The organism is Bacteroides faecalis (assembly GCF_003865075.1).
Classification (GTDB): domain Bacteria; phylum Bacteroidota; class Bacteroidia; order Bacteroidales; family Bacteroidaceae; genus Bacteroides; species Bacteroides faecalis.
This window is the reverse complement of record NZ_BHWB01000005.1, coordinates 297,375-322,640: the sequence shown is the minus strand read 5'-3', so window position 1 is coordinate 322,640 and position 25,266 is coordinate 297,375. Positions and strand designations below refer to the sequence as shown.

The 25,266-nt window shown below is 36.0% G+C and carries 16 protein-coding genes, 1 other RNA gene and 3 pseudogenes; 9 read left to right on the top strand and 11 right to left on the bottom strand.

Annotated elements, in window-relative coordinates:
• Positions 1-403 precede the first annotated feature (403 nt).
• Both EJF25_RS11455 and EJF25_RS11450 read left to right on the top strand, forming a co-directional pair.
• Positions 404-1,231, top strand: coding sequence for a Hachiman antiphage defense system protein HamA (locus EJF25_RS11455; protein ID WP_008644752.1), 828 nt, complete (start codon positions 404-406; stop codon positions 1,229-1,231).
• Positions 1,228-4,578 carry a DEAD/DEAH box helicase gene (locus EJF25_RS11450; protein WP_005680081.1) on the top strand — a complete coding sequence of 1,117 codons (3,351 nt, stop codon included), beginning with the start codon at positions 1,228-1,230 and terminating at the stop codon, positions 4,576-4,578. Before EJF25_RS11455 ends, EJF25_RS11450 begins: the two co-directional genes overlap by 4 nt.
• Before the next feature lie 744 nt (positions 4,579-5,322).
• Here EJF25_RS11450 and EJF25_RS11445 read toward each other — a convergent pair.
• The gene (locus tag EJF25_RS11445) at positions 5,323-6,480 is read right to left on the bottom strand and encodes a lactonase family protein (RefSeq protein WP_125041246.1); all 1,158 of its coding nucleotides are present in this window, start codon (positions 6,478-6,480) and stop codon (positions 5,323-5,325) included.
• A gap of 463 nt (positions 6,481-6,943) precedes the next feature.
• Between EJF25_RS11445 and ssrA the strand changes: the two genes are divergently transcribed.
• Positions 6,944-7,340: a transfer-messenger RNA gene (ssrA, locus tag EJF25_RS11440) on the top strand.
• Positions 7,341-7,468: 128 nt separating this feature from the next.
• On the opposite strand, the gene EJF25_RS11435 is transcribed toward ssrA, so the two are convergent.
• From EJF25_RS11435 to EJF25_RS11430, 3 genes and pseudogenes are all read right to left on the bottom strand, one after another.
• The gene (locus tag EJF25_RS11435; protein ID WP_235016789.1) at positions 7,469-8,887 is read right to left on the bottom strand and encodes a DUF4419 domain-containing protein; all 1,419 of its coding nucleotides are present in this window, start codon (positions 8,885-8,887) and stop codon (positions 7,469-7,471) included.
• Between the two features lie 9 nt (positions 8,888-8,896).
• A pseudogene (locus EJF25_RS25650) lies at positions 8,897-9,172 on the bottom strand (carboxypeptidase-like regulatory domain-containing protein); the annotation flags it as partial.
• Positions 9,173-9,373: 201 nt separating this feature from the next.
• Positions 9,374-10,813, bottom strand: coding sequence for a DUF4419 domain-containing protein (locus tag EJF25_RS11430; RefSeq protein WP_125041244.1), 1,440 nt, complete (start codon positions 10,811-10,813; stop codon positions 9,374-9,376).
• A 672-nt stretch (positions 10,814-11,485) separates the two neighbouring features.
• Between EJF25_RS11430 and dinB the strand changes: the two genes are divergently transcribed.
• Positions 11,486-12,577 carry a DNA polymerase IV gene (gene dinB / locus EJF25_RS11425; RefSeq protein ID WP_125041243.1) on the top strand — a complete coding sequence of 364 codons (1,092 nt, stop codon included), beginning with the start codon at positions 11,486-11,488 and terminating at the stop codon, positions 12,575-12,577.
• A 166-nt stretch (positions 12,578-12,743) separates the two neighbouring features.
• The gene (locus EJF25_RS11420; protein WP_200832902.1) at positions 12,744-14,693 is read left to right on the top strand and encodes a heparinase II/III domain-containing protein; all 1,950 of its coding nucleotides are present in this window, start codon (positions 12,744-12,746) and stop codon (positions 14,691-14,693) included.
• Positions 14,694-14,953: 260 nt separating this feature from the next.
• On the opposite strand, the gene EJF25_RS11415 is transcribed toward EJF25_RS11420, so the two are convergent.
• From EJF25_RS11415 to EJF25_RS25090, 3 genes are all read right to left on the bottom strand, one after another.
• Positions 14,954-15,193: a hypothetical protein gene (locus tag EJF25_RS11415; protein ID WP_125041241.1), complete on the bottom strand. Its 240-nt coding sequence runs from the start codon at positions 15,191-15,193 to the stop codon at positions 14,954-14,956.
• A gap of 45 nt (positions 15,194-15,238) precedes the next feature.
• Entirely contained in the window at positions 15,239-15,817 is a 579-nt protein-coding gene (locus EJF25_RS11410; protein ID WP_125041240.1) for a hypothetical protein, read from the bottom strand.
• 612 nt (positions 15,818-16,429) lie between these two features.
• Positions 16,430-16,567 carry a hypothetical protein gene (locus tag EJF25_RS25090; protein ID WP_200832901.1) on the bottom strand — a complete coding sequence of 46 codons (138 nt, stop codon included), beginning with the start codon at positions 16,565-16,567 and terminating at the stop codon, positions 16,430-16,432.
• A gap of 281 nt (positions 16,568-16,848) precedes the next feature.
• Between EJF25_RS25090 and EJF25_RS11405 the strand changes: the two genes are divergently transcribed.
• The 4 genes and pseudogenes from EJF25_RS11405 to EJF25_RS11390 all read left to right on the top strand — a co-directional run bounded on the left by EJF25_RS11405 (position 16,849) and on the right by EJF25_RS11390 (position 21,963).
• Complete coding sequence (locus EJF25_RS11405; protein ID WP_125041239.1) at positions 16,849-19,626, top strand: transglutaminase domain-containing protein; 2,778 nt, start codon at positions 16,849-16,851, stop codon at positions 19,624-19,626.
• 101 nt (positions 19,627-19,727) lie between these two features.
• Positions 19,728-20,168 (top strand): DUF8440 family protein, encoded by a 441-nt coding sequence (locus EJF25_RS11400; protein WP_502697244.1) that lies wholly within the window; start codon positions 19,728-19,730, stop codon positions 20,166-20,168.
• Between the two features lie 129 nt (positions 20,169-20,297).
• On the top strand, positions 20,298-20,729 hold the full coding sequence (locus tag EJF25_RS11395) for a LapA family protein (protein WP_125041238.1): 432 nt from the start codon (positions 20,298-20,300) through the stop codon (positions 20,727-20,729).
• An 18-nt stretch (positions 20,730-20,747) separates the two neighbouring features.
• Positions 20,748-21,963, top strand: a pseudogene (locus EJF25_RS11390) (sodium ion-translocating decarboxylase subunit beta).
• Here the strand turns inward: EJF25_RS11390 and EJF25_RS11385 are convergent.
• The 4 genes and pseudogenes from EJF25_RS11385 to EJF25_RS11370 all read right to left on the bottom strand — a co-directional run bounded on the left by EJF25_RS11385 (position 21,947) and on the right by EJF25_RS11370 (position 25,051).
• The gene (locus EJF25_RS11385) at positions 21,947-22,711 is read right to left on the bottom strand and encodes a copper homeostasis protein CutC (RefSeq protein ID WP_125041237.1); all 765 of its coding nucleotides are present in this window, start codon (positions 22,709-22,711) and stop codon (positions 21,947-21,949) included. The pseudogene EJF25_RS11390 and the gene EJF25_RS11385 overlap by 17 nt on opposite strands.
• An 88-nt stretch (positions 22,712-22,799) precedes the next feature.
• A complete protein-coding gene (gene rny, locus EJF25_RS11380) occupies positions 22,800-24,335 on the bottom strand; it encodes a ribonuclease Y (protein WP_125041236.1) in 1,536 nt (511 codons plus the stop codon).
• 119 nt (positions 24,336-24,454) lie between these two features.
• Entirely contained in the window at positions 24,455-24,745 is a 291-nt protein-coding gene (locus EJF25_RS11375; protein ID WP_077154971.1) for a cell division protein ZapA, read from the bottom strand.
• A gap of 13 nt (positions 24,746-24,758) precedes the next feature.
• Positions 24,759-25,051: pseudogene (locus EJF25_RS11370) on the bottom strand (coiled-coil domain-containing protein).
• Positions 25,052-25,266: the final 215 nt, after the last annotated feature.

The window sequence follows — 25,266 nt, the reverse complement described above, 5'->3', positions numbered from 1 at the left end:
TTTGTAACTTACTTAGTATCAATGTCGATTTACAGAATGCTTTTTTTCTTCCTTTAAGGTAGAAAGAAAAATAGCAGTAGTTACCATTCTTTTCAAAAAGATATTTATAGGTAAACAATATAATGAAGGGCACCCCAAAAATCAGATTTTACTCTTCTCAGAACTATCAGTAGAGGGGTAATTTTCTATAAAAAGTTTTTTAGTACCCTCCAATTAATACCAAGCCTTCTAATAAATTCAGATTAACTTGTAACCGTCAAAAACATTAATTACATTTGTGTTAGAGTAATACTTGAAATTGTACAGAGCAACAGAATATGTAGCTGGATTGCGCTACTACAATACTGTTTCTGCCAGTTTTAAAGCAGTAAAATGATTTTTCCTTTGTTTTAAACTAAAAATTATGACGAAACAAGAACTGTTAATTGGGAAGCATCCAGATAATTCACATCCTTATGGGAAATGGCTTGCTGCAAATGATTTGCCAGATTCCTATATGAAATGCCACAGGGAACTTACTGAAATTACAGCTGTAGATGATGAGTTAATAGAATGGATGGCAAAAAAAATAATTAATCACCATTATACTCAGTTTAGAATATCTAGGTTAAAAGAAAAATATAAAAGTTTAGGCTTTGCTAAATATGCAGAGCAGCATAGAAAATTACCTATTACGGATAAGGTGAAAAAAGGTAATGCTACGGAAATATTACTTACTGATTATATTCAAGCATCACAAAAAAAAGAATTTATCAAGGTATATAAATTGAAATATAATCCAAATGTTGATCAAGCCATTAAAGGAGATGACACTTTGATGGTTGATTTATTTGAAGAAAATGGTAATGAGAAAATCAAAATTTATTTGGGAGAATCGAAATTTCGCACTACTCCTCAAAAGAATGTAGTTGAAGATATTACCAAATCTTTAAACAAAGATACTTTGCCTTTATCGTACACTTTCTTAGTAGAAGAAATAGCAAAATCAGATGAATTACTTGCTCGAAAGCTGGATGATTATATAGTGCAAGATATAAAAGATAGAGGCGACCTTATTTATGTTGGTTTGTTACTAAGTAATACCAAGACTTCAGAAACAGTTGAAAAACATTTGAATAGTGATAATTCAAATTTGGTTTTCATTTCTATTGGAATTGGTCAGCCAGAAGAGTTTATTAAATCCATATTTGAAAAAGCAGAAGAACTAATATCTAACCCTGATTTATTATGAATATAGAGCATGTTGAAAAAAGCTACCAAGAATTAGAATCAGATTCTACTTTGCAAAACTTAATAGCTCAAGCTAACGCTAGATATATCCTATATAATACGGAAGAATCTAAAGAAAATTTTCCTCGATATACAATTAAAGATGAGCAGCTAAATATCTTAGCTTTCAAATATCTAAATATTGGATGTAATTATTTTAGTGAACATAATTATCTAAAAGCATCTCATTCTCTAGAAAAAGGAGCTTTAATACTTGAGTATATACACGGTTCTATTCATATTCAGACAAAAAATAAGAAACTATTTTGTCTAATCTCCGCTCTTTCTTATTACGTTTGTTTTCAATACTCTAAGGCATTTATACTTATAGGCAAACTTGAGAGTGATACAATGATTTCAAGTTTAGTATCTCTATTTCTTAATAGAAAATTTGATCAGTTATTAAGTGAAATCGATAAACTTATTACAAACTCCAGTTATGGGGATGAATATCTGGCTGAACATTTTGAAGAAGATAATGCTACAAAAATTTATGAGATAATTATAGCAAAATCATTAAATTATTATGTGCAATTTTATCAGACAGGAAACAAAGATTTTTTAGAAATTGCAAAAAAGGATCTTGTAAATCTTCAAGAAGTAGCCGCAATGAGAGGTGAACCTGATGTTTGGTGGGTTATTCGATTATTACTTCTCATTATAGATGGATTTAAAGAATCCTCATTATGGTATGTATTAGGAAATTATTTTAATACGGAAGATAAACTTCCGTTAAAGTATATACAATCATTAGTTTATAAAAATGGCAGTATAACAGAATTGTTTCTTACTCAAAGAAACTCTTTACCAAAGGTTTTGAATAATAAGCAGGGGAGTATTGTTAGCATTCCTACAAGTAGTGGAAAAACAAGAATTGGTGAAATTGCGATTTTAAACTGTCTATTAAATGAACCTAAAGCGAAAATTCTTTTTATAGCCCCTTATAGATCACTAGCTTACGAAATAGAAAATTCGTTTGATGAGATTTTTAGCAATCTTGATGTTTCAGTCTCACATCTATATGGTGGAAGTTTATTTAGTAAGCTTGATGAAAGAATTATAGACGAATCATCCGTAATTGTAGCAACACCAGAAAAGGCCAAAGCACTCTTTAGAAGCAATGAGGATATTTTATCATGTATCAAACTTGTAATTATAGATGAAGGACATTTATTGGGAACTGATAAAAGACTCATAGTTAATGAAATGTTTTATGAGGAATTAAAGTATCATGTAAAAGCTAATGGTGGAAGATTCTTGTTATTATCTGCCGTTTTACCCAATGCAGAAGATCTATCTGAATGGCTAACGGATTCTACTGATAATGTTTACAAAGAGAATTGGCGACCTTCTGATGAAAGAATCGGAATAATGGAATGGAATGGAGTTTCTGTGAATTTAAATTGGAAAAGCACTGATGCAGAAAGAAATTCATTTAATCCTAATTTTATTATGCGACAAAAGTTGCCTAAGAAGCCTAAAGAAAGGATAATGCATTACTTTCCTGAAAATAAGAACCAAGCCATAGCTTCTACTGCATATAAACTAAGGAAGTTTGGTCCTGTTTTAATATTCGTTGGAATCAAGAAATCTGTTTTTGCCATTGCAAGAGAGTATGAAAAATGTATTCAGCCTGAAGAACAGAAGTTTAGATTTAGAAACAAGGCCAATTGGAGAGCCTTTAAACTGGCTTGCATAGAATCTTATGGTGAAGATACGGAATGGGTTAAGTTTGCTAAACAAGGAATTTTCTGTCATAATGCAGATTTGATCTCAGATGTGCGAATTCCCTTAGAAAGATTAATGAGAAGTGAGAAGCCAAGAGTTATTATAGCGACTTCAACATTAGGACAAGGAGTTAATCTTGGAGTTTCTACTGTAATTTTCTCAACTTTGTATCAATCAGGTAATCCTATTACGAAAAGAGATTTTTGGAATATTGCTGGTAGAGCGGGGCGTGCTTTTGTAGATCATGAAGGCAAAATTTTAGTTGCTCATGATATAACCAAAAAAGACGAGAATAAAATAAATTGGGAAAGAAAAATGATTTCTGCATATCTTAATAAGAGTAATATAGATAGAGCAGAGAGTGGTTGTTTGGAACTAATAAGGACACTTAAAACAGTGGCTCAACTTAACGGAATAGCATTTGATAACTTAATTAATTTACTTGCTGAAAATCGTATTAATGAAATTGATGAGTCTTTAGATGAAGTTAATGATCTTCTTGATTTGATTGATGACGGATTATTATCATTGCATAATTCGAATAATTTTGAAGGAAACACATTGGAATGGATTGATAGTTATTTTACTAAATCCTTAGCCTATATACAAGCTCAATATTATGAAGATATTACTGGCGATGAAGTTCTCGATTTTATAAAGGCTAGAATTAAAGGTATAACAAAAAAGGTAGGGATAGAAAAAAGTATTTGGGAAAGTATTGTATCTTCTGGTATTCCAATCAATTCAGATTTGCAAATAGATGAGAAGCTTAGCGAGATTATTAGTATTGTTCAAAGCTATATAGTAAGTGATAAAACATTAGAAGAACGCATTTCACTTCTTGAAAATATAGAAGACGTCATTAGAGATGTGAATATATATAAAGAAAAATTTGAAGATAGTGTTGATATAAAAGAGATACGAAAAAAGTGGTTAAGTGGAATATCCATGTCAGATATCGTTCAACATGAAAATGCAGTTAATATAGTAACTCAACATTATTCTTTCAATATGCCTTGGGTTCTCAATGGTATTTCAAAGAAAATGAAGAAACAGAATTTAATTGAAGAAGCGGATACTATCGAAGAATTGGCTATTCTTGTAGAATTAGGATTACCTAACATAAAATCAGTTAAAATCTATCAAGCAGGAATTCGCTCAAGGATTTCTGCCTATGAAATTGCCAACTTATATGATGATGATCTTTGGGAAAAAAGCATTAGAACATATAAACAAGATTTAATAGACCATGCTGATTACTATAAAAACCAAGTATCAGAAAATGCAGCATTATGGATCGATTTATTAGTAAGATTTTCGAAGAGAAAATTTATAAAAATTAAAAAAGTTCCTAACTTCAGATATGGAAAAGTACATAAAAGAACAAAAAGGTTAATGGCAAGAATAATTAATGATAAGCAATATTTAGTTAGTCCGAATTTTAGTGTTATAAATGAAATAGGTGAATCAGATATTGACTTTTCTAAAGTCAGTAATATTAATGGAATTTACTTTGATTATGACGAAGATGATAAACTTTGGAAAATAACTTGCATGAATCCTTATGTGGTATTTACGTAATTACTATATACTTTTGGGAAGAGATGAGAATAAGTATTTAGACATTATTAGTTGTTAATTTATCGCTATAAGGCTTATTCTTGAAGCATTAAACAACCAATTACAAACTAAAATAAGTTTTGATTAACTTGTAACTATTAACAACATTGACTATCTTTGTCGTAGAGAGATATTTGAAATTATGCAGAGCAATGCAATGTGTAGCTGGACTTCCACTACTATATCGTTACTTGCATCTTTATAAAAACACTTTTAATCGCTGATTTATAAAAGATTAAAACGAACTACACTCTTTTTTATGGAAGAACACACTGTTTCATATAGGAGAACACTTTGTTTCATATAGAAGAACATATTGTTTAAAACGTATAAACACTTTGTTTTGTATGCTTATTCTGAAATTTGAATCAATTCAATTCCTAATATGAAGGTATTATCAGCCTATTAGTTAGCTATTAATACTCTACACTTAGGGTATTAATAGCTGACATCTCAACTATTAATACTTTATATTGGGGTTATTAATACTTGAGAAAAGATATATATGCTTCAAGAGTTTAGTAATGTGTTATAGTATCAGTGGTGATAGGTGATAGATATGGTGATAGGTCTTTTTTCAACCTATCACCACCTGAATGTCCGATGAACAGGGGGATACCGGATGCCGGTGATAGGTTGATAGAGGAAATGCTGTTTTTTTCTTATGTAGAGCTATCTATGTACTAAGTTTGACCCTTTTACAGTTTATGGGATAAATTTCAGGCAAACCGGTCGATCTATTTTGATATCTTTATATATATTTTTAATCAATCCTGTTTCCGGATTCCTTTCGTATACTTGAATGACATCGCTATCTCTGCAAGCAACTAACAGAAACTTTCCGTTAGGGGTGATAATAAAATTCCGAGGATGAATGCCTGTTAGTTGATAACCCACTTTCGTTAATGTTCCATCATTCGGATGAATACTGAAAATTGCGATTCCGTCTGCTTTCAAACGATTGCTGGCATATAGGAATTTCCCATCGGGACTAATATGAATATCTGCGCTTCCCTTCGCTCCAACCGTATCTGCAGCAATTACCTGTGTCTCTTTTAGTATCCCGTCAGTGTATTGAAAAGTGATAACTGTACCTGAAAGTTCGTTAATAAGGTATGCGTATTTTCCGTTCGGTGAGAAAGTCAGATGGCGGGGACCGGAACCGTCAGATACCTGAAAAGAGGCCGGATCACCTTCTTTTAAAAAGGTTTCTTTATTTTCTGAATCAGCATTAGGATGGATAATGAATTTGTGTATCTGATCTGTTCCTAAATCATCAGCAAACAGATATTTTCCGTCAGGAGTAATGCAGACACAATGTAGATGAGGTTTTTCCTGACGTTCTTTATCTATTCCTGAACCTTGAAACTGTATAACATCGGATGCAGGCAAGAGAGAGCCGTCTTTGCTGATAGGGAAAACTGAAACACTTCCACCACTGTAGTTAGCTGTTATCACATTCTTTCCATTGCTGATGAGGTAACAAGGATCTTCGCCTTTTGTCTTTTGTGTGTTTAGGAGACGGAAAGTTCCTTTTTCTTTATCAAAAGCCAGTGCATTTACGGCAGCCCGTTCATCATTGAACTCGCTCACTGCATAAATAAATTTACCGTCAGACGATGGAGTAAGGTAAGACGGATTTTCAATGGCTACTTCGCTAAGTGGAGTTACTGTTCCGTCATCTTCGTTGAAGCGGAAACTATAAATGCCTTTGCTTTTACTATCTCCAGTAGTATAGGTGCCTACGACCATAGTCAGTTCGTGATTCACTTCTTCCGAATTTTCCTGTCGAGGCGTTCTTTTGGGCGTGCAACTTGTGGCAGCCATACCGATTATACAAATAGTAGCAAGTGTTTTGAGCATAAGCAGGTGTATTTTATGGTTATTATTTTTTTATTTCAGGTAACTACTTTACTTCTGCGATGCCAATCCCGTTGTTTCTGCCGAGTTACTTTGACATCCTTTTGCGAGACAAAGATAATGTAATCTTTCCTGTTACCTTTCCAAGAAGCAGTTAATTTATTTCAGATAACGTTATTAGCTGTTTTCTCATTTCATCCTGATAACCTAATAAGGTGACTTAGCGTATACTTCTTCATTATGTTTTCAGCGTTAATCATATCTTACGACGGGAATGTGATTAAACGTAAATGTAACTCATTGAGAAAAGTTAGTTGTTTTCGTACGAAAAAGTTCTAATAGTAGTTCATGAAAGCTTGATGAATATAATATTTGCTAATAGCTCATCGTAAATCCGAAAACATTTTCTATCTTTGTGCCCTCGGAAAGAGTTCTGAAAACTCGCTATTCTGTACGGGTGAATTCTGGGGTTGACTGGATTTGACAGCGGGCAGAAATGGTAGGTAAGCATGCAGTGGGTCGGTAATTTCCACTTAAATATCAGTTATCAAAATTTTATCTGGCGAAACTAATTACGCTCTTGCTGCTTAATCGAATCATAGTAGATTAGCTTAATCCAGGCACTAGGTGCCAGGACGAGACATCACTCGGAAGCTGTTGCTCCGAAGCATTCCGGTTCAGTGGTGCAGTTACATCGGGGATAGTCGAAAGTAGCCTCATGCTTTTGATGAAACTTTAGAGGATAAGGTTGGAATTGATGGCTTTGGTTCTGTTCCAACACGAAAATTTAGGCAAAGATAAGCATGTAGAAAGCTTATGATTTCCTCGTTTGGACGAGGGTTCGATTCCCTCCAGCTCCACTTCCAGGCTAATTATTGGTCGATTTTTAAATAAACAGGGTGTTGCAAAAGAATAACTTCGGCAACACCCTGTTTACTTTATATGAGTAGAGACTGACCTTAAACTAAATAGTGCCGGCAAGGATCTCTACTTACCAAGATAATTTTCCCTGTACAATCGTATCATTTATTCTGATTATGGTAGTAGGGAACAGTTTTTTTATTCGTTCTATTCCTTCTTGCGTAATTTTTCCGGATAAATCTAATTTCCCTATCTTCACCTTTGATAATTCGTCCGGTATGTCTATTTTATCTTTGAATTGTAGTTGTAGGTTTTTGATATTATCGAGCTTCAATAAAATAAGAGGAAACTCTTTTACTTTGAGTGAAATGCCATTATAAAAACCGGAATTATCCTTTTGGGCATCAAGTCTTAATTTTTTCTCTAGCCCGCTATCATTAATATCTTTTTTTCTGACCATCCAACCTATCTGAGGTCTTAGAGCAAAATTTTCAGTATTTTGTTCCAACCCGATAAAACCGGACCAAAATTCTAATTCAGTTTCTATAATAGAGTCATTGCCTGCTTCTATGTACTTGACATCGACTTTCACAATTTCGTTAGGTAAGTTTTTGCCACCCTCCAACTGTTTCAGATCATTTCTTTTATCATCTTTATCATAAGGAAAAAACTTGACTATCCATCCATCAATGATATTAGGAGCTCCGTATTTCTTTTGTGAATGATATTTAAACATATTCTGCCAAAATTCTTTATTAATGTCTCCTTTTGAGGCTTTTACAAATTCCTGCAAAAGAGGTTCCAGTTCGGAAATCCACCATTTGAGATTATACTTTTCTAGTCTCTGGGTTTTATTTAAAACCTTTTCCCAGTCTTCCGGTGTTCCTTCAAGTGTTATTTCCGGGATTCCGCATCCTGCATATAGGATGATAAATTCGAAGTAAGGTTTTACTGCTTCCATGATGGTTATTTCGGAAGCGATCTTCTCTACGGATGTGGTCGTTGAAAAATTGCAGGATAGTAACTCGACTAACTCATCTCCGGTATGCTGTCCGATCTGATCAGTAAATCTAGGGAAAATTTCTTCCCATGCAAGAGTCGGATCATTTAGTGGCTTATATGATTCTACAACTAAAGATAGTTTTCCGTCGAAATCGACAAAAAACTTTCTCATAGACTCTGGATTGGCTTTTACATGTCTTGTAAATCCTTGACTGATTAATAACCAAATCATATCGGGAGATAAGATAAATGGTCTATGATCTGAGTATGCCTCATACATGCCGTAGAAGAAGGAGTTATAATCATAAGTCACCAAATAGTCGGGAGCTTTGCTTTTTGCAAGAATATTATAGGGTATATTTATATTTTTCTCTTTCACATCAAAAGGCGTGAAGCCGGTATCTGACAGTATAAGACTGGGATAGATTTCCTCATAAGATTTTGTCTTAAGTATTTTCTCGGGCTTTGAAAGCTCTTCAACCTTGAAAGTGATCCCTTTTTGAGCGTCTGTAACAGTTATCTTCTTTTGTGCAGCTGTTCCACCCACTACGACTTCTTCCCATACGTCCTTAGCAGATTCTTCCATCATCACATTTATTTTCTCAGACTTAACAATCACCTCTACTGTCTCATAACCTATATATGAGAAACATAAAATTCCACCTTTAGCTACTTGAATGGAGTAAGCTCCTTTGATATCTGTAATAGTCCCGTCTTTTGTTCCCTTAACGGTTATATTACAACCTATCAACGGATTATTCTTGTTATCTACAACCGTTCCTTTTACTTCTATAAGCTGTGCACTTACTTCTCCCAAAGAAATAACTGCCATTAGCAGTACGAACATGAACGCCCTAAATTGATTTGTTTTCATAACTACAAGTATTTAATGTTATTATTAATTCACTTTTACTATAGAGATGCAGAATACACACAAATTCCATAAGCAGACTAAAGTTTTTTATTTTTCTTCTGTCCGTTGTGATTTATCATTTCTATTCGTATCTTTTAGTATAGTTGAAGTGATATAACATTACCATCTGTCCCCGTTTATAGTGAGTTTAGTGTTAGGGAACAGCTTTTTAATACGCATCTTTCCTGCAATACTTATTTTTCCGGATAATACTAATTCTTTAATATCAACTTTAGATAGTTCGTCCGGTATATTGATATCATCAACAAACTGTAATTCTAATCTGTTTACTGTAAATTTCTCAATTCTGTTTTCTGAGATTCTTAGAAGTTCAGATAATACAACAGGAGGGAATTCTTTCACTCTTAGACAAATACCGCTACCAGGAGTAAAACTTGTATCTTGAGCATTTATGTTTAATTTACGTGCTAATTCGGTATTTTGATTCTCTTTCTTTCTGACCATCCAACCCATTTGAGGTCTTAAGGCAAAATTATCCTTATTCTGTTTCAGGCCGATAAAACCCGACCAAACTTCCAATTCAGTTTCTTCGGTTAAGTTATCATATACTTCAAGAAATTTTACATCAACTTTTACAAATTCATTAGGCAGACTATCTCCTCCTTTAATTTGCTTTAAATCATTCTTTATTCCATATTTATTATAAGGGAAGAATTTAACAATCCATCCGTCAATTATTTCTGGATCTCCACATCCCTTAGAATGAGATTTAAACATATTACGCCAGAATTCTTTGTTTACTTTCCCTTTTGAGGCTTTTACAAATTCTTCTAAAACAGGCTCCAGTTCAGAAATCCACCATTCAAGTTTATATTCTTTTAGTTCTCTGGCTTTAGCCAATACCTTTTCCCAGTCTTCAGGTGTTCCTTCAAGAGTAATTTCCGGAATTCCACAAATAATGTATACGACGATAAATTCGAAATAGGGCTTCATTGTTTCCATGATTGTTATCTCAGAAGCGGTTTTTTCTAATAAAGTTGTTGTTGAGAAATTGCAGGTTAGCAATTCAACTAGGTTATCTCCGACATTTTTCTTTATCTGTTCGGTAAATTGAGGGAAAATCTCTTCCCATACAAGATCTGGATCATTTAGCGCCTTCTCTGATTGTGCAGTTAAAGATAGTTTACCTGAGTAATCGACAAAGTAGCTTCTCATTTCTTCTTTATTTGCATTGATGTGTTGTGCAAATCCCTGACTGATTAGCAACCATATCATATCTGGAGATAGGATAAAGGGCCTATGTTCTGCATAGGCAAGATGCATACCCTTAAAAAAGGCACTATTGCCGGCATTTACTAAATTATCGGGAGCTTCATTTTTTGCGATAATATTATAAGGGTATTTATTATTTATTGTTGCGGAGCGAGGTTCTAGACCAGCTTCAGATAATATCATTTTTCGGTAAAGAATTTCATCAGATTCTGTCGGGAGTAATCTTTCAGGTTTTGAAAGTTTTTCAACATTGAAAGTAACTCCATTTTGAGCATACGTACTGGCAATACTATAAAAGATTAAAATACAGATTAGTAGTTTTCTCATAATAGTAAATTTTTTGTTTGTAATAGATCTCTAGTTATAAAGTTACATCATTTATAGTGATGTTTTACAAATATAATATTATTAAGAATATAATTGAATATAAAAGCTTGAATATTTCCGGATATTCTTGCTCATTTAATCGATTATTGATAGCTTACACCACTTTTGATGCACTTTTCATCTTTTTTTAATAATGTATTGAAGGTATATTTATTGAAAAGAGATTTATTCAAAGTTGTTGTATAATATAAATTTAAGAAGTATGGTAAACACAGACGATCCTGATAAATATTTAAAGATAATTAGAAAAATCACCTTCATTATTTTAATTATGATAACTCTTGCAAGCCTTTGGAGAGTAATTATCAAGCAAGATAATTATAGTCTTGTTCTTGTAATTAGCGGATTATGCTTGTTGACCGGATATATTGAATTTAAGCGACATTGGTTACATGTAACAGTTGTGATAGTGAGAATCATTTTAATAGTCTCCGCATTTCTTGTGATTTTAAATAATCATTCTTTGGTGTAAATAACTTTTAGGTTTAATATATAAATTGAATAGATTATATCGCTTTGCATTTAATCTCAACAATAAATAAATAGCAGTGAAAAAGATGTTTTATTTATTCGGAAATTTGTAGTAAGTTTGCTCTGCTAACTGAATAGAGAATGGCTTTGCGAAAGATCATACATATAGATATGGACGCATTCTACGCTTCTGTAGAGCAGCGTGATCATCCGGAACTTCGTGGAAAACCTTTAGCTGTAGGACATGCTGAAGAGCGGGGAGTTGTAGCTGCTGCCAGCTATGAGGCACGTCGGTATGGTGTTCGTTCTGCCATGTCCTCTCAGAAAGCAAAGCGTCTTTGTCCTCAACTGATTTTCGTCCCCGGCAGAATGGATGTTTATAAATCCATTTCCCGCCAGATTCATGAAATCTTTCATGAGTACACAGATATCATCGAACCTCTTTCGTTAGATGAGGCTTTTCTGGATGTGACGGAGAATAAAAAGAATATCTCTTTGGCTGTCGATATTGCAAAAGAAATCAAACTTCGTATTCGGGAACAGTTGAATCTGGTTGCATCTGCAGGAGTATCTTATAACAAGTTTCTAGCTAAGATTGCCTCTGATTATCGCAAGCCGGACGGACTTTGTACGATCCATCCGGAACAGGCACTTGACTTTATAGCTCGCCTGCCTATCGAATCTTTTTGGGGAGTAGGCCCTGTTACTGCCAAGAAAATGCATATGCTTGGAATTAGTAATGGACTGCAACTTCGGAAATGCTCATTGGAGATGCTGACTGCTCACTTTGGCAAGGTTGGTGCACTCTATTATGAATGTTCCCGCGGAATTGATGAACGACCTGTTGAGTCTATTCGTATCCGAAAATCCATCGGTTGTGAACGGACCTTAGAAAAGGATATTTCTATACGCTCTTCCGTTATCATTGAACTCTATCATGTGGCTGTGGAATTGATCGAACGTCTTCACCAAAAAGAGTTCAAAGGGAATACTCTGACATTGAAAGTCAAATTCCACGATTTTAACCAAATTACGAGAAGCATTACTCAATCACAAGAATTGACGACGTTGGATCTTATTCTTCCACTTGCCAAAGAATTGATGAAAAGTGTTGAATATGAGCAACACCCTATCCGTCTCATCGGACTTTCTGTCTCTAATCCGAAAGAAGAAACGGATGACCAACACAGAGCTTGGGAACAGTTGAGCTTTGAATTTAGTGACTGGGACTAAAAACGAGGGGGCTGTTTCCCTCTGATAGAGGGGCTGTTTGCATGAGACAAAAGTCTGTCTCTATAAATGAGACCTTCTGTTTTTCTGTCTACGCTTTTTTATCACCAGGTTTACATGATTTGTTTACCTCGTTTTCAATTAGATATACTATCTTTGTATTACTTGAATGAATAAAAACACCTTGAATCGAATGAAACATCTACTTTGTATTTTTTTAGTGGCAGCCTTTGGAAGTATCCCCTTTAAGGCAAATGCGTATACCGAACGCAATATGCTGCAAAAAGCAACGGATGAAACTACGTTGAAAAATGTATTAGTAATGCAACAAGCATGGGTACCTTACCCGGCTTATACGGATCGTACCGCATGGGATGCACTGATGGGACCTAACAAACAACGTCTGATCGAAGCTGGAGAAAAACTTCTCAATTATAAGTGGCAACTAATTCCTGCCACAGCCTATCTGGAATATGAACGTACAGGAGATCGTAAGGTAATGGAAAATCCCTATGGAGCTAATACACAGGCTCTGAATACGCTCATGCTTGCTGAACTTGCCGAAGGAAAAGGACGTTTCATTGATCAACTGCTTAATGGAGTATATATGAGTTGTGAAATGAACTCATGGGTTTTATCCGCTCATCTGCCTTACCAAAGTAGTAAACGCTCGTTACCTGATTTTCGTGAACAGGTAATTGACCTAGGTTCGGGTGGTTACGGTGCTTTGATGGCATGGATACATTTTTTCTTTCATAAATCTTTCGACAAAATTAATCCTGTCGTTTCTTTGCAGATGCGTGCAGCAATCAAAGAACGTATTTTAGATCCGTATATGAATAATGATAAGTTATGGTGGATGGCTTTCCATTGGAAACCGGGACAAATCATAAATAATTGGAATCCTTGGTGTAACTCTAATGTATTGCAATGTTTCCTTTTAATGGAGAATGATAAAGACCGTTTGGCTAAAGCGGTATATCGCACCATGCAATCTGTTGATAAATTCATCAACTTTGTAAAATCTGATGGCGCCTGTGAAGAAGGAACTTCTTATTGGGGGCATGCAGCGGGTAAACTTTACGATTACCTGCAAATCCTTTCCGAAGGTACCGGAGGTAAAATATCTCTGTTCGCTGAGCCTATGATTCGTCGTATGGGTGAGTATATGTCTCGTTCTTATGTTGGCAATGGATGGGTGGTGAACTTTGCGGATGCTTCAGCGCAAGGGGGAGGAGATCCCTTATTAATCTACCGTTATGGTAAAGCTGTCAATAGTAATGAGATGATGGGTTTCGCTGCTTATCTTTTGGAAGGTAAGAAACCTTATGCGACGATGGGAAATGATGCATTCCGCTCTCTTCAATCATTACTTTGTTATAACGATTTGGAACGAGTTACTCCAAAACATGATACTCCCAACATAACTTGGTATCCTGAAACTGAATTCTGCTATATGCAAAATAAGGATGGTTTATTTTTAGCAACGAAAGGTGGTTTTAATAATGAAAGTCATAATCATAATGATGTGGGTACATTCTCTTTATATGTGAATACGATTCCTGTTTTTATTGATGCAGGAGTAGGCACATATACTAAACAGACATTTAGCAAAGACCGCTATACTATTTGGACTATGCAGAGCGATTACCATAATCTACCAATGATTAATGGTATTTCGCAGAAGTTCGGTCAGCAGTATAAAGCTATAAATACTACTTGTAATGAAAAGAAACACACTTTCTCAACTGATATAGCAGGAGCATATCCGGCAGAAGCTAAAGTTAAAAGTTGGATACGTTCCTATACATTGGATGGGCGTAAGTTGACTATTGCCGATAATTATGTACTGAGTGAGGTACTTGCTTCAAACCAGATTAATTTCCTGACATGGGGGAAAGTAACCTTCCCGTCGGCAGGGAAAGTTTCTATCGAGGTAAAGGGACAGAAAGTAGAGTTGAATTATCCCTCTCAATTTAAAGCTGAACTGGAAACAATCAAATTAAACGATCCCCGTCTTTCCAATGTTTGGGGAAAAGAGATTTATTGTATCACATTAAAAACGGAAGAAAAGAAGGAGACAGGAAATTATAAATTTGTAATTCAACAAATGAAATAAAGAATTGAGTAGAACTTATTGTTGGTAAAGTAGTGTGTCATGATTAGTTGTCAGTATGCTCTTTGTCATACAGAGCGTAGCGAATCATCTCTTCTTTGTTTTGATTTTATAGTCTCATGCTTTGAGATGAGTTTTTGAGATCGTTTCGCTTCTTTTCTGAGGAAGATAGCGAGCTATCTGACGATGAAAAGAAGTGGAACGATCTCAAAAACGCTCAAAGTATAGACAAAAGTAGAAAGAGAAAGTACGTTTGTAGAAAATTAAAACGGTTTTTGAATATTTCTATTTCTCCAAGCTCTCATCATTACGTAAGCTAAACATCCTATTATTGGGATAGAAGTTATGATTAGAATATTAAATATTTTCTTCCAAACTGTTGTTTTTTCCACAATTGCAAAGACCACCACAATAAAAGATATAGTGTACATTATGATGGAAATGGTTCCCCAATAACTCAAAACGAAGCCTAGATCTTCAGCAGGATTTATTGTCTGATTCATATTTCTACTAATAGTTTTTTCATTGAAAGGTCTTGAATTCTTTTACTAAACAGGCTCATCACCTGAAACAGAGGTTTCTCGTCTACTCACCTCAAACAAATCGGTTTGTATAAGAACATACCATTTTATAATGCCTGTGATTGCATAATTTATAGAACTGGAGGATCTCCAATTAGCTACACCAGCAGTTTGTGTCCAAGATGAAAAGACCCAAGTATTTTTATTATCACTTGAAACAGAAATAGGACCACTTCCTTTTTTCTCATATGCTAAATGTATTACAATATCATATCCCTTCCCCAGTTCAGCATCTACATTTGTAATTCCTGGCAAGTCAGGTGCTTCTGCTCTTGTTTTAAGTCTTGGTAGTTTTGGTATTTCAGATGAAAAGGATACATTAAGTTCAACTTTGTCTAATTTTTCAATGAGCGTATACAGTTCAGCTTTACTATTTAATCTTAAAGGTATTACTTCTGCTGGCAATTGCGATTGTGATATTTCAGTAATTCGTTCATTCATTTCAGGATTAATAGAAAAATCGTCATCCTTTTCACATGCATTAAATACGATCATAAAACCCAATAATAATATTATTAGGGGGGGGATACCATTTAATTTTCTCATTACAATTTACTTTTTAAATTAATATTTCAAAATTTACTTTAATTCAAACCCTTTTCTTGATATACAAGACGCTAGATAATAGATACCCAAATACTAGAAATGCTAAACGAGCAAATACTCCATGCTAGTTATCATAAAAGGAAATAATTTTTATACTTCATTCCAGTATTTATCACTCAACAAAGGTAAGGCTTATATGATAGCAGAACAAGAGGGCGTTACAGGTATAAAATATAAAGCGCTATTTCTCAAGTATATACAATCATAAGAAAATCTTATATTCACTTATTTGTAACAAAAATCCCTTGTTTATCAGCGATTTTTATCACTGTTATCAATTAAAACTGGCAGTAAGAGATTCCTATTTGATAAGATCATACCAAACTCAGTTAGAAGTATGCATTTCGTTATTTGTGAAATAGCACATTTATGGAAACTAAAACATATTTTAATATCTCAATCTTTTCAAAGGTTGTCAGTCTTTTAATCTTCATCCTAACGTTTTTAGTCCCTGTTTAAAAGGACAATTTAAACATAATGTATTATAAAAAAAAGCGGAAAAACCATAAGGTTCTTCCGCTCTTAAAATTGTATAATATAGTGTGTGTTTATTTACATGGCAGGCTGCTGATTCAGCAGTTTTTGAAGTTTACCATTCAAGGCTTGGCACATTGCACCGTTTCCCATTGCTTGATAGCGTTTAATACGGTACTGTAACATCATTACTTTTTCATTTGCATTCTTTTTCATAATTTGTTTCCTCTTTTTTTGCCCTTCACGTTTTGAAGAGCGGTTTTACATTTTGTTTTCTTTATTAACGCTACAAAGGTACGAAAAGTTTTTGAAATATATGCTGTAAAACATAAAATATTTCTTTTTCGTCTGATTTTTCTTCTTATAAGGGGAATAAATGCAGAGATATTACAAACCTATTACATACAAACAAGGTAACTTGCAATTACTTTAAGAAAAAATCTTGTACCTTTGTACGTAAGTACCCTCATACTTTTATATATATGGAATACATAAGCATGAAAACACAGATTCAACTTCTGTTTGTACCGATATTGTCGGTAATGATATTATCTTGTAGTGAACCCCACTTTCTGAAAGAGGAAGCCTATCGGAATCAAGTCATTCAAGATTTTGAGCAGAAACAACAAGCTCTTCCTAACGGAGATCTATTTGCTATATTTTCTAATAAAGACTTAACGGGTTCCGAACGGGAAGCCCTCATGTTTTTATATGCCTATATGCCAATAGGTGATGTGACCGATTATCCGGGAGATTATTATCTGGAAAATTTCCGTTTGTCTGAGCAGACTCGTGGGGAAATGCCTTGGGGAAAAGTAGTCCCTGATGAGTTATACCGCCATTTTGTACTTCCTATTCGGGTGAATAATGAGAATCTGGATGATTCCCGTAAAGTATTTTATGGAGAATTAAAGAATCGGGTAAAGAATTTATCCATGAAGGAGGCTATTCTTGAAGTGAATCATTGGTGTCACGAGAAAGTTGTATATCGTCCAAGTGATGCCCGTACCAGTTCTCCGTTAGCTTCGGTGAAGACGGCTTACGGTCGTTGCGGTGAGGAATCTACTTTTACAGTGGCTGCACTTCGGGCAGTTGGGATTCCTGCAAGGCAAGTGTACACTCCACGTTGGGCACATACAGATGATAACCATGCTTGGGTAGAAGCTTGGGCGGATGGTAAATGGTACTTTTTCGGAGCCTGTGAACCGGAACCTGTATTAAATCTGGGATGGTTTAATGCACCTGCCAGTCGGGGAATGTTGATGCATACTAAGGTCTTCGGACGTTATAACGGACCGGAGGAAATTATGCTTGAAACACCTAACTATACTGAAATAAATGTAATAGATAACTATGCTCCGACTGCGAAGGCGTTAGTAACAGTTACTGATACAGACGGTAAACCTATTATAGGTGCTAAAATAGACTTTAAGGTCTATAATTATGCGGAATTCTACACTGTTGCTACAAAATATACCGATGCCAACGGACAAGTCTCATTAACTGCAGGTAAAGGAGATATGTTAGTATGGGCTTCTAAAGATGGACAATTTGGATATAGTAAGTTATCTTTCGGAAAGGAAGATACGCTTGTTCTTACGTTAGATAAGAAAGAAGGAGAAACATATACTCTTGATTTGGATATTGTTCCTCCTGTAGAAGGAGCTAATCTTCCGGAAGTGACTCCCGAACAACGGGCAGCGAATGATCTCCGTTTAGCGAAAGAGGACTCAATCCGTAACGCTTATGTGGGCACCATGATGACAGAAGAACGTGCAAAAGCTGCTCTTTCTTCTTTTAAACTAAATGAGTATGAAATCGATAAGATGGTTAAAATATTAGTAGCTTCACGCGGTAATTACCAAACGTTAATCGATTTCTTGAAAAATGCTGCCGGTGAAGGGAAAGAAGACCTTGCGATAGAATTGTTACGAGTACTTTCAGCTAAAGATTGGAGAGATGTTTCAATTGAAGTATTGAAGGATCATTATCAGAATGCACCTGATCCACAGAAAGTAGGTCTGGGTACGAGTGTGGAAATTGTTAATCCACGTGTAGCAAATGAAATGCTGACTCCTTACCGTAATTTTCTACGTAATGCGATTCCACAGTCGGATGCAGAAACTTTTGTGAAAGATCCTACTCGTTTAGTGGAATGGTGTAAGAAGGAAATTAAAATAGATAATGATTTGAATTCACAACGTATTCCTATTTCTCCGGAAGGAGTGTGGAAGGCGCGCGTAGCAGATGAAAAATCACGTGATATATTCTTTGTAGCGATGGCACGTACATTAGGCATTCCGGCATGGATCGATGAAGTGACAGGTAAAGTACAATATGTGGATATGAATCCTTTTATGGAAAATGGAAAGCAAATAAATTTGAAAGAAGGACGGACATTAGATGTAAATTTCAATGCAAGTGCTCCTGTTCAGGCTTCTACCGGATTATTGTATGCTACTTATCATCCTATTCCTTCTTTATCTGATCCTAAGTATTACTCTCATTTTACTCTTTCTAAATATAAGGATGGAACGTTCCGACTTTTGAATTACGATGAAGGTGATGTGGATATGGGTGGAGGTGCTACCTGGTCAAATCTTTTGAAGAAAGGTATAAGATTGGATGCTGGTTACTATATGCTTGTTTCAGGAACACGTATGGCTAGCGGAGCGGTACTATCCCAAGTTAGCTTTTTCAATGTAGAGCCGGAAAAAACAACTACAGTGGATTTGGTAATGCGTGAAAGTAAAGACCAGGTTCAGGTAATCGGAAACTTTAATTCAGAGTCATTATATCGCCCTGTAGGAACTGAAAATGGAGACAATCTGACTAGTGAAAGTTGTGGTACTGTTCAGGGAGATACTAAGGATATGGTATCACAAAGTCTTCTTCAGGCTTGCGGACGTGGATATTTTGTTGTCGGTGTGCTAGGAGTAGGGCAGGAACCTACTAACCACGCATTGAGAGATATTGCCGCCTTAGGTAGTGAATTTGAAAAATGGGGTAGAAAGATGGTATTTCTTTTCCCTTCCGAAGAACAATACAAAAAGTTTCGTCCTGCTGAATTCCAAGGATTACCATCTACTATAATGTATGGTATCGACATCGATAACAGTATCCGGAAACAGATTGCTGAATCTATGAAATTATCCAATCAAACTATTCTTCCGATGTTTATCATTGCTGACACATTTAATCGGGTAGTTTTTGTTTCACAAGGATATACGATTGGGCTGGGAGAGCAGTTGATGAAGGTGATTCATGGATTATAACCGACTAAAAAAATAAACTGATACGATAAATGCAATAATAGTTAATTCTCTTTGGAGAACACATTTTTCTAAGAAATAATTACTAGGTTTGTACAAGTGTTATGATGAAGCATTTGTTTTATATACTATCGTATGTATTTCTACTTATTGGATTTTGCCAGTTGTCCAATAGAAATGATTTGCAGAGATTCCAGGAGCCAACCGGGATCTCTGATTTCTGTACTTTGGGAGCAACTGTCTCTTCAACGGATTCCTCTTCTTCTTTATATGTAACATCAGATGATCAGGCTTCTTCGATGGCATTATCTTCAGCAGTGGCAGATTGTTATTCTAAAGGAATACTGACTGCTATTTCTATTCCGAGAGGTGTGACGCCAGTTAAAACACTGAAGTTTAATGATATTCCAACGATCGTTCAATTATTAAGTTCCCAAGATTCCCGCTTATCTGGGAATCAATGGAAGATTCTTGATTTCGATACAAACTATCTGAAATATACCACGAGGTATTATATCTATACTTTGTCCCATATCATAATTTAGTCACTTTTCTTATAACATTCCCTATTTCTAAAATCCTATATTAGGGTGATTTGTCAGTCCGGATAAGCTTTGTCTTGGACATATTATGTTTGTGCGAATGATTTGTATAACCTTTTTTTATATGTAACTATGACTAGTTTATTACTATCTACATTAGCTATGATGGGATTAACCTTTCTCATCGGATTCTTTGTTGCGGCTGTAATTAAGCTGATTGCTTATGCTGCCGATTCTTTTGATTTTTATAGTTCCCACCGCCTGGAACTACTTCGTTTACGTCGATGGCAACAACATCGTCAAAAGGTGGAAAGACTTATCAGGCAATTGCCTCCTGTTGAAGAAGAAAACTTTATGGGAGATACCCGTGAGGACTTTAGTCGTGGAATCAATCGGAATTTCACAGGTTATGTCGGTTATTATCATGGTGTGAGCCCGGGAGCTTCGGAAGAAAACCTGATGGATTATTATTATCCGCGGGATACACACGATTTTTATCTTCAGGAAGAAGAACGTGCGCATGTTAATAAAAAAAATACAAAGAAATCTACTACCAACAAATAACAAAAAGACTCTTAATTTATGGAAAATATTGACTTTGCCACCCTGTTTCAAGGGATTGGCACAATGATAGCAAGTGGCTGGTTCCTTTCTTGTGCCAGAATCTTTCTGGTACTTCTCGGTTTGATGCTAATTTATTTAGGCTGGAAAGGTGTTCTTGAACCTATGGTTATGATTCCGATGGGATTAGGAATGGTTTGCCATCAATTGTGGAACACTGATGATGCCCGACGGAACCTTAGGTAATCTTTTCCTTGATCCAATGCTTTCGGATACGGATGAGTTGATGAATACTATGCAAATAGACTTCCTGCAACCTGTCTATACATTGACGTTTAGTAACGGACTCATAGCCTGCTTTGTTTTTATGGGTATCGGAACTCTCCTGGATGTAGGTTTTCTACTTCAAAAACCTTTTGCCAGTATCTTTCTTGCCTTATGCGCAGAACTAGGTACATTTCTAACAGTACCCATTGCTTCAGCTCTCGGACTGACATTGAAAGAAAGTGCTTCTGTAGCTATGGTAGGTGGGGCTGACGGTCCAATGGTGTTATTTACTTCATTGGCATTAGCAAAACATTTGTTTGTTCCGATTACAGTAGTTGCTTATCTTTATTTGGGATTGACGTATGGTGGTTATCCTTATCTGGTGAAATTGTTAGTACCGAAACGTTTCCGGGCAATTAAGATGGTAACAAAGAAAGCTCCGAAAAACTATGATGCGAAAGTAAAGCTGGCATTCTCTGCTGTGCTTTGTGCAGTTCTTTGTTTCTTGTTTCCGGTTGCCTCTCCGTTGTTTTTCTCTTTATTTTTAGGTGTTGCTGTACGTGAGTCAGGTATGAAGCATATTTATGATTTTGTAAGCGGTCCGTTACTCTATGGTTCGACTTTTATGTTGGGCTTATTGTTAGGTGTACTTTGCGATGCACATTTATTGCTTGATCCGAAGATATTGAAATTACTCGTGTTGGGAGTGGTAGCATTGCTGCTTTCCGGTATCGGAGGTATTGTTGGCGGCTATATTATGTACTTCATTAAGCGAGGAAACTATAACCCTGTAATCGGTATTGCCGCAGTTAGTTGTGTACCTACTACCGCAAAGGTGGCTCAGAAAATTGTAAGCAAAGATAATCCGGAGTCATTTGTCTTGGGAGATGCTTTGGGAGCTAATATCTCAGGAGTAATAACTTCGGCTATCATTACTGGTATTTATATAACGATTATTCCTTATCTATAGACTTGAATAAGGTTTGAATCGTATCCGTAACTCTTCGGGCGGTCGTTACATTTCGTTCGTATTCGTCGATATGTACAGTGCCGCCCATAGATACTGATTCATTTTTATAGTTCATATCACTTTTGATCGTTTCGCGGGCTGAAAAGTGGAATTCTTCAATTCCAGTTTCTTGAGCAATATGGGAAATATTCTTCTCATTTACTCCACATCCCGCAAGTAAAATGATTCTTCCTGCTGCTTGTATCTGTAGTTCTTTGAGGAGAGGAATACCAAGTTCAGCTGTAGGTTGTTGTCCTGAGGTTAAGATGCGATTACAACCTAATTCTATTATTTGTTCTAAAGCTTTCTGGGAGTTACGACATACATCAAAGGCGCGGTGAAAGGTGACAGATAATCCTTTGGAAGCTTGCATTAATTGTTTCATTGCCGGAAGATCGATTTCTCCCTCAGCCGTTAAACAACCAAATACAACTCCATCTGCTCCTATCTTTCCAGCCATCTCTATATCCGTTAACATCGTTTTTATTTCAATGGGAGAATAAAGAAAGTCTCCTCCCCGAGGGCGGATAATAACATGTAGACGAGTTGTTGTCAGTAATTCACGTGCAACGAAGATTTCTCCATAAGAAGGAGTTGTTCCTCCTTCAGGAATACCGGCGCATAGCTCTACCCGGTCAGCTCCGCCGGCTTGTGCAGCCAAACAGCTTTCTATTGAGTTGGCACAGACTTCAAATTGATACTTTTTCATGAGTAATACTAGTATATTTAACGATAGGACCAGATATTAAAAAAGGGCGAATTCCTTCGCCCTTGTATGAATCTTCTTTTGAATGTTTTTATTTAGCGAAGCTTACCGCACGTGTCTCACGAATTACGGTGATCTTCACTTGTCCCGGATAAGTCATTTCATCCTGGATTTTCTTAGCGATTTCACCGGATAAGCTTTCTGTTTGCTTATCGTCGATCTTGTCAGCACCAACGATTACACGAAGTTCGCGTCCAGCTTGGATAGCATAAGTCTTGGTTACACCTGTATATGACATAGCCAATTGTTCCAGATCATTCAAACGTTTGATGTATGCTTCTACAATTTCACGACGAGCACCCGGACGAGCACCGGAGATAGCATCACATACCTGTACGATAGGAGCTAACAAGCTAGTCATTTCTGTTTCATCATGGTGAGCACCGATTGCATTACAAATATCCGGTTTTTCTTTATACTTCTCAGCCAATTTCATACCCAGCAATGCGTGTGGCAATTCCGGTTCTTCATCAGGCACTTTACCAATATCGTGCAATAGTCCGGCGCGTTTTGCTTTTTTCGGATTCAGCCCTAGTTCAGATGCCATAACAGCACAGAGATTGGCTGTTTCACGAGCATGTTGCAGTAGGTTCTGACCATAAGAAGAACGATATTTCATCTTACCAATGATACGGATCAATTCAGGATGCAAACCATGGATACCCAAGTCGATTGTCGTACGTTTACCTGTTTCAATGATTTCTTCTTCCACTTGTTTACGCACTTTGGCAACTACCTCTTCGATACGTGCCGGATGGATACGTCCGTCAGTCACAAGCTGATGGAGTGCCAGGCGGGCAACTTCACGACGAACTGGGTCAAAGGCAGAAAGTACGATAGCTTCCGGAGTATCGTCTACTACGATCTCAACACCTGTAGCAGCTTCCAACGCACGAATATTGCGTCCCTCACGACCGATAATACGTCCTTTGATTTCATCCGATTCAATATGGAATACAGTTACCGAGTTCTCAATAGCAGTTTCAGTAGCTACTCGTTGGATGGACTGAATCACAATACGTTTAGCTTCCTTGCTGGCAGTCAGTTTTGCATCATCCATTATATCGTTGATGTACGACTGTGCCTGAGTTTTGGCCTCCTCTTTCAGCGACTCTACCAAGCGTTCTTTAGCTTCTTCAGCAGACAAACCGGAAATAGTTTCCAATTTCTCGATTTCCTGATGTTGCAGTTTATCCAGTTCTTCCTTTTTCTTATCTACTATGACAAGCTGAGCTTCCAGGTTTTCCTTTACGGCTTCCGCTTCCATTTTTTTACGTTGAATCTCTTCCTGGCGCTGACTGAGGACCATTTCACGCTGTTTCAACTTGTTTTCAGCTTGTTGAATCTTCTGGTTACGCAATGCCACTTCCTTTTCCAAATCAGCTTTCTTGTTCAGGAACTTCTCCTTCACTTCCAGTAATTTGTTTTTCTTAATTACTTCCGCTTCTGTCTCTGCTTCTTTCAGGACATTATCGTATTTGGATTTTAAACCGTATCTAAACAATACATACGACAGGACTCCTCCTACGATGAAGCAAGCAATTGCTGTTGATATTGTTGCTATCATTCTACATTATAATTTAAGTATATAAATAAAAATGCACCGCCAAATACCAGAACAATAGAATGTTCGGATATTGTGCAGTGCGTGGTTGTTTTCTCTTATCAGCGAACGACTGGGATTTCTTATTCCTCTTTGAAATAATTTTCCAGCAATTCATTTAGTTCTTGGACCTTTTCCGTAAACGGACTAGTATCATTACGTTGCTTCAATTGCAGTTTCTCCAACGAAAACTGATAGGCCACCATGGCAATAATCTTTTCCGGTTCAAGATTCTTATAATATCCCCGGTACGCATTAAGCCTGATGTTTACCTGTTTAGCAGCTTCCCGTACCATTTCTTCTTCCTCTCGGTTGATAGTAAGCGGATAGTTAGAATCTGCTATTTGCAGGTTTATCTTTATTTTATCGTTCATACATCTTACTTATTTATTCATTTAATAAAGCGATGCATTTATCGACTTCACGCACTAATTTTGACAATCGCAGTTTCGTCTCTTTCACGTCACTGCCGTTAAGGCTGATTGCCGTAGCTGTTTTTAGGTTTGTATAGCTGACTTCTAATTCATCATACTGAGCTTGTATCTTCTCGTTCTTCAGTCTTTCAATCTCAAGAAGTCTTTTCAACTCGGCATTTTCACGTTTGATTTCATTATGCAAAAAATCAAATGCCGTAGCTGCGTTTCAAAGGTACTCAATAACTTTTTATCTTCTTCTGTCATCACTACACCAAAATTGTACACAAAAATACGATTAACTCTGATATTACAAAAACTTTTTTAGAGAAAATGTTCTTTTTTGCTTAAAAATAGCCGGAAGCAATGAAGAAAGGGGGAGATGAATGTATCTTATCACACAGTAAGTCGTATATATACTCTAATTTAAACTAATGTATATTCTATATTAATTTTATAGTTATTCTTATTCGTTCCACAGT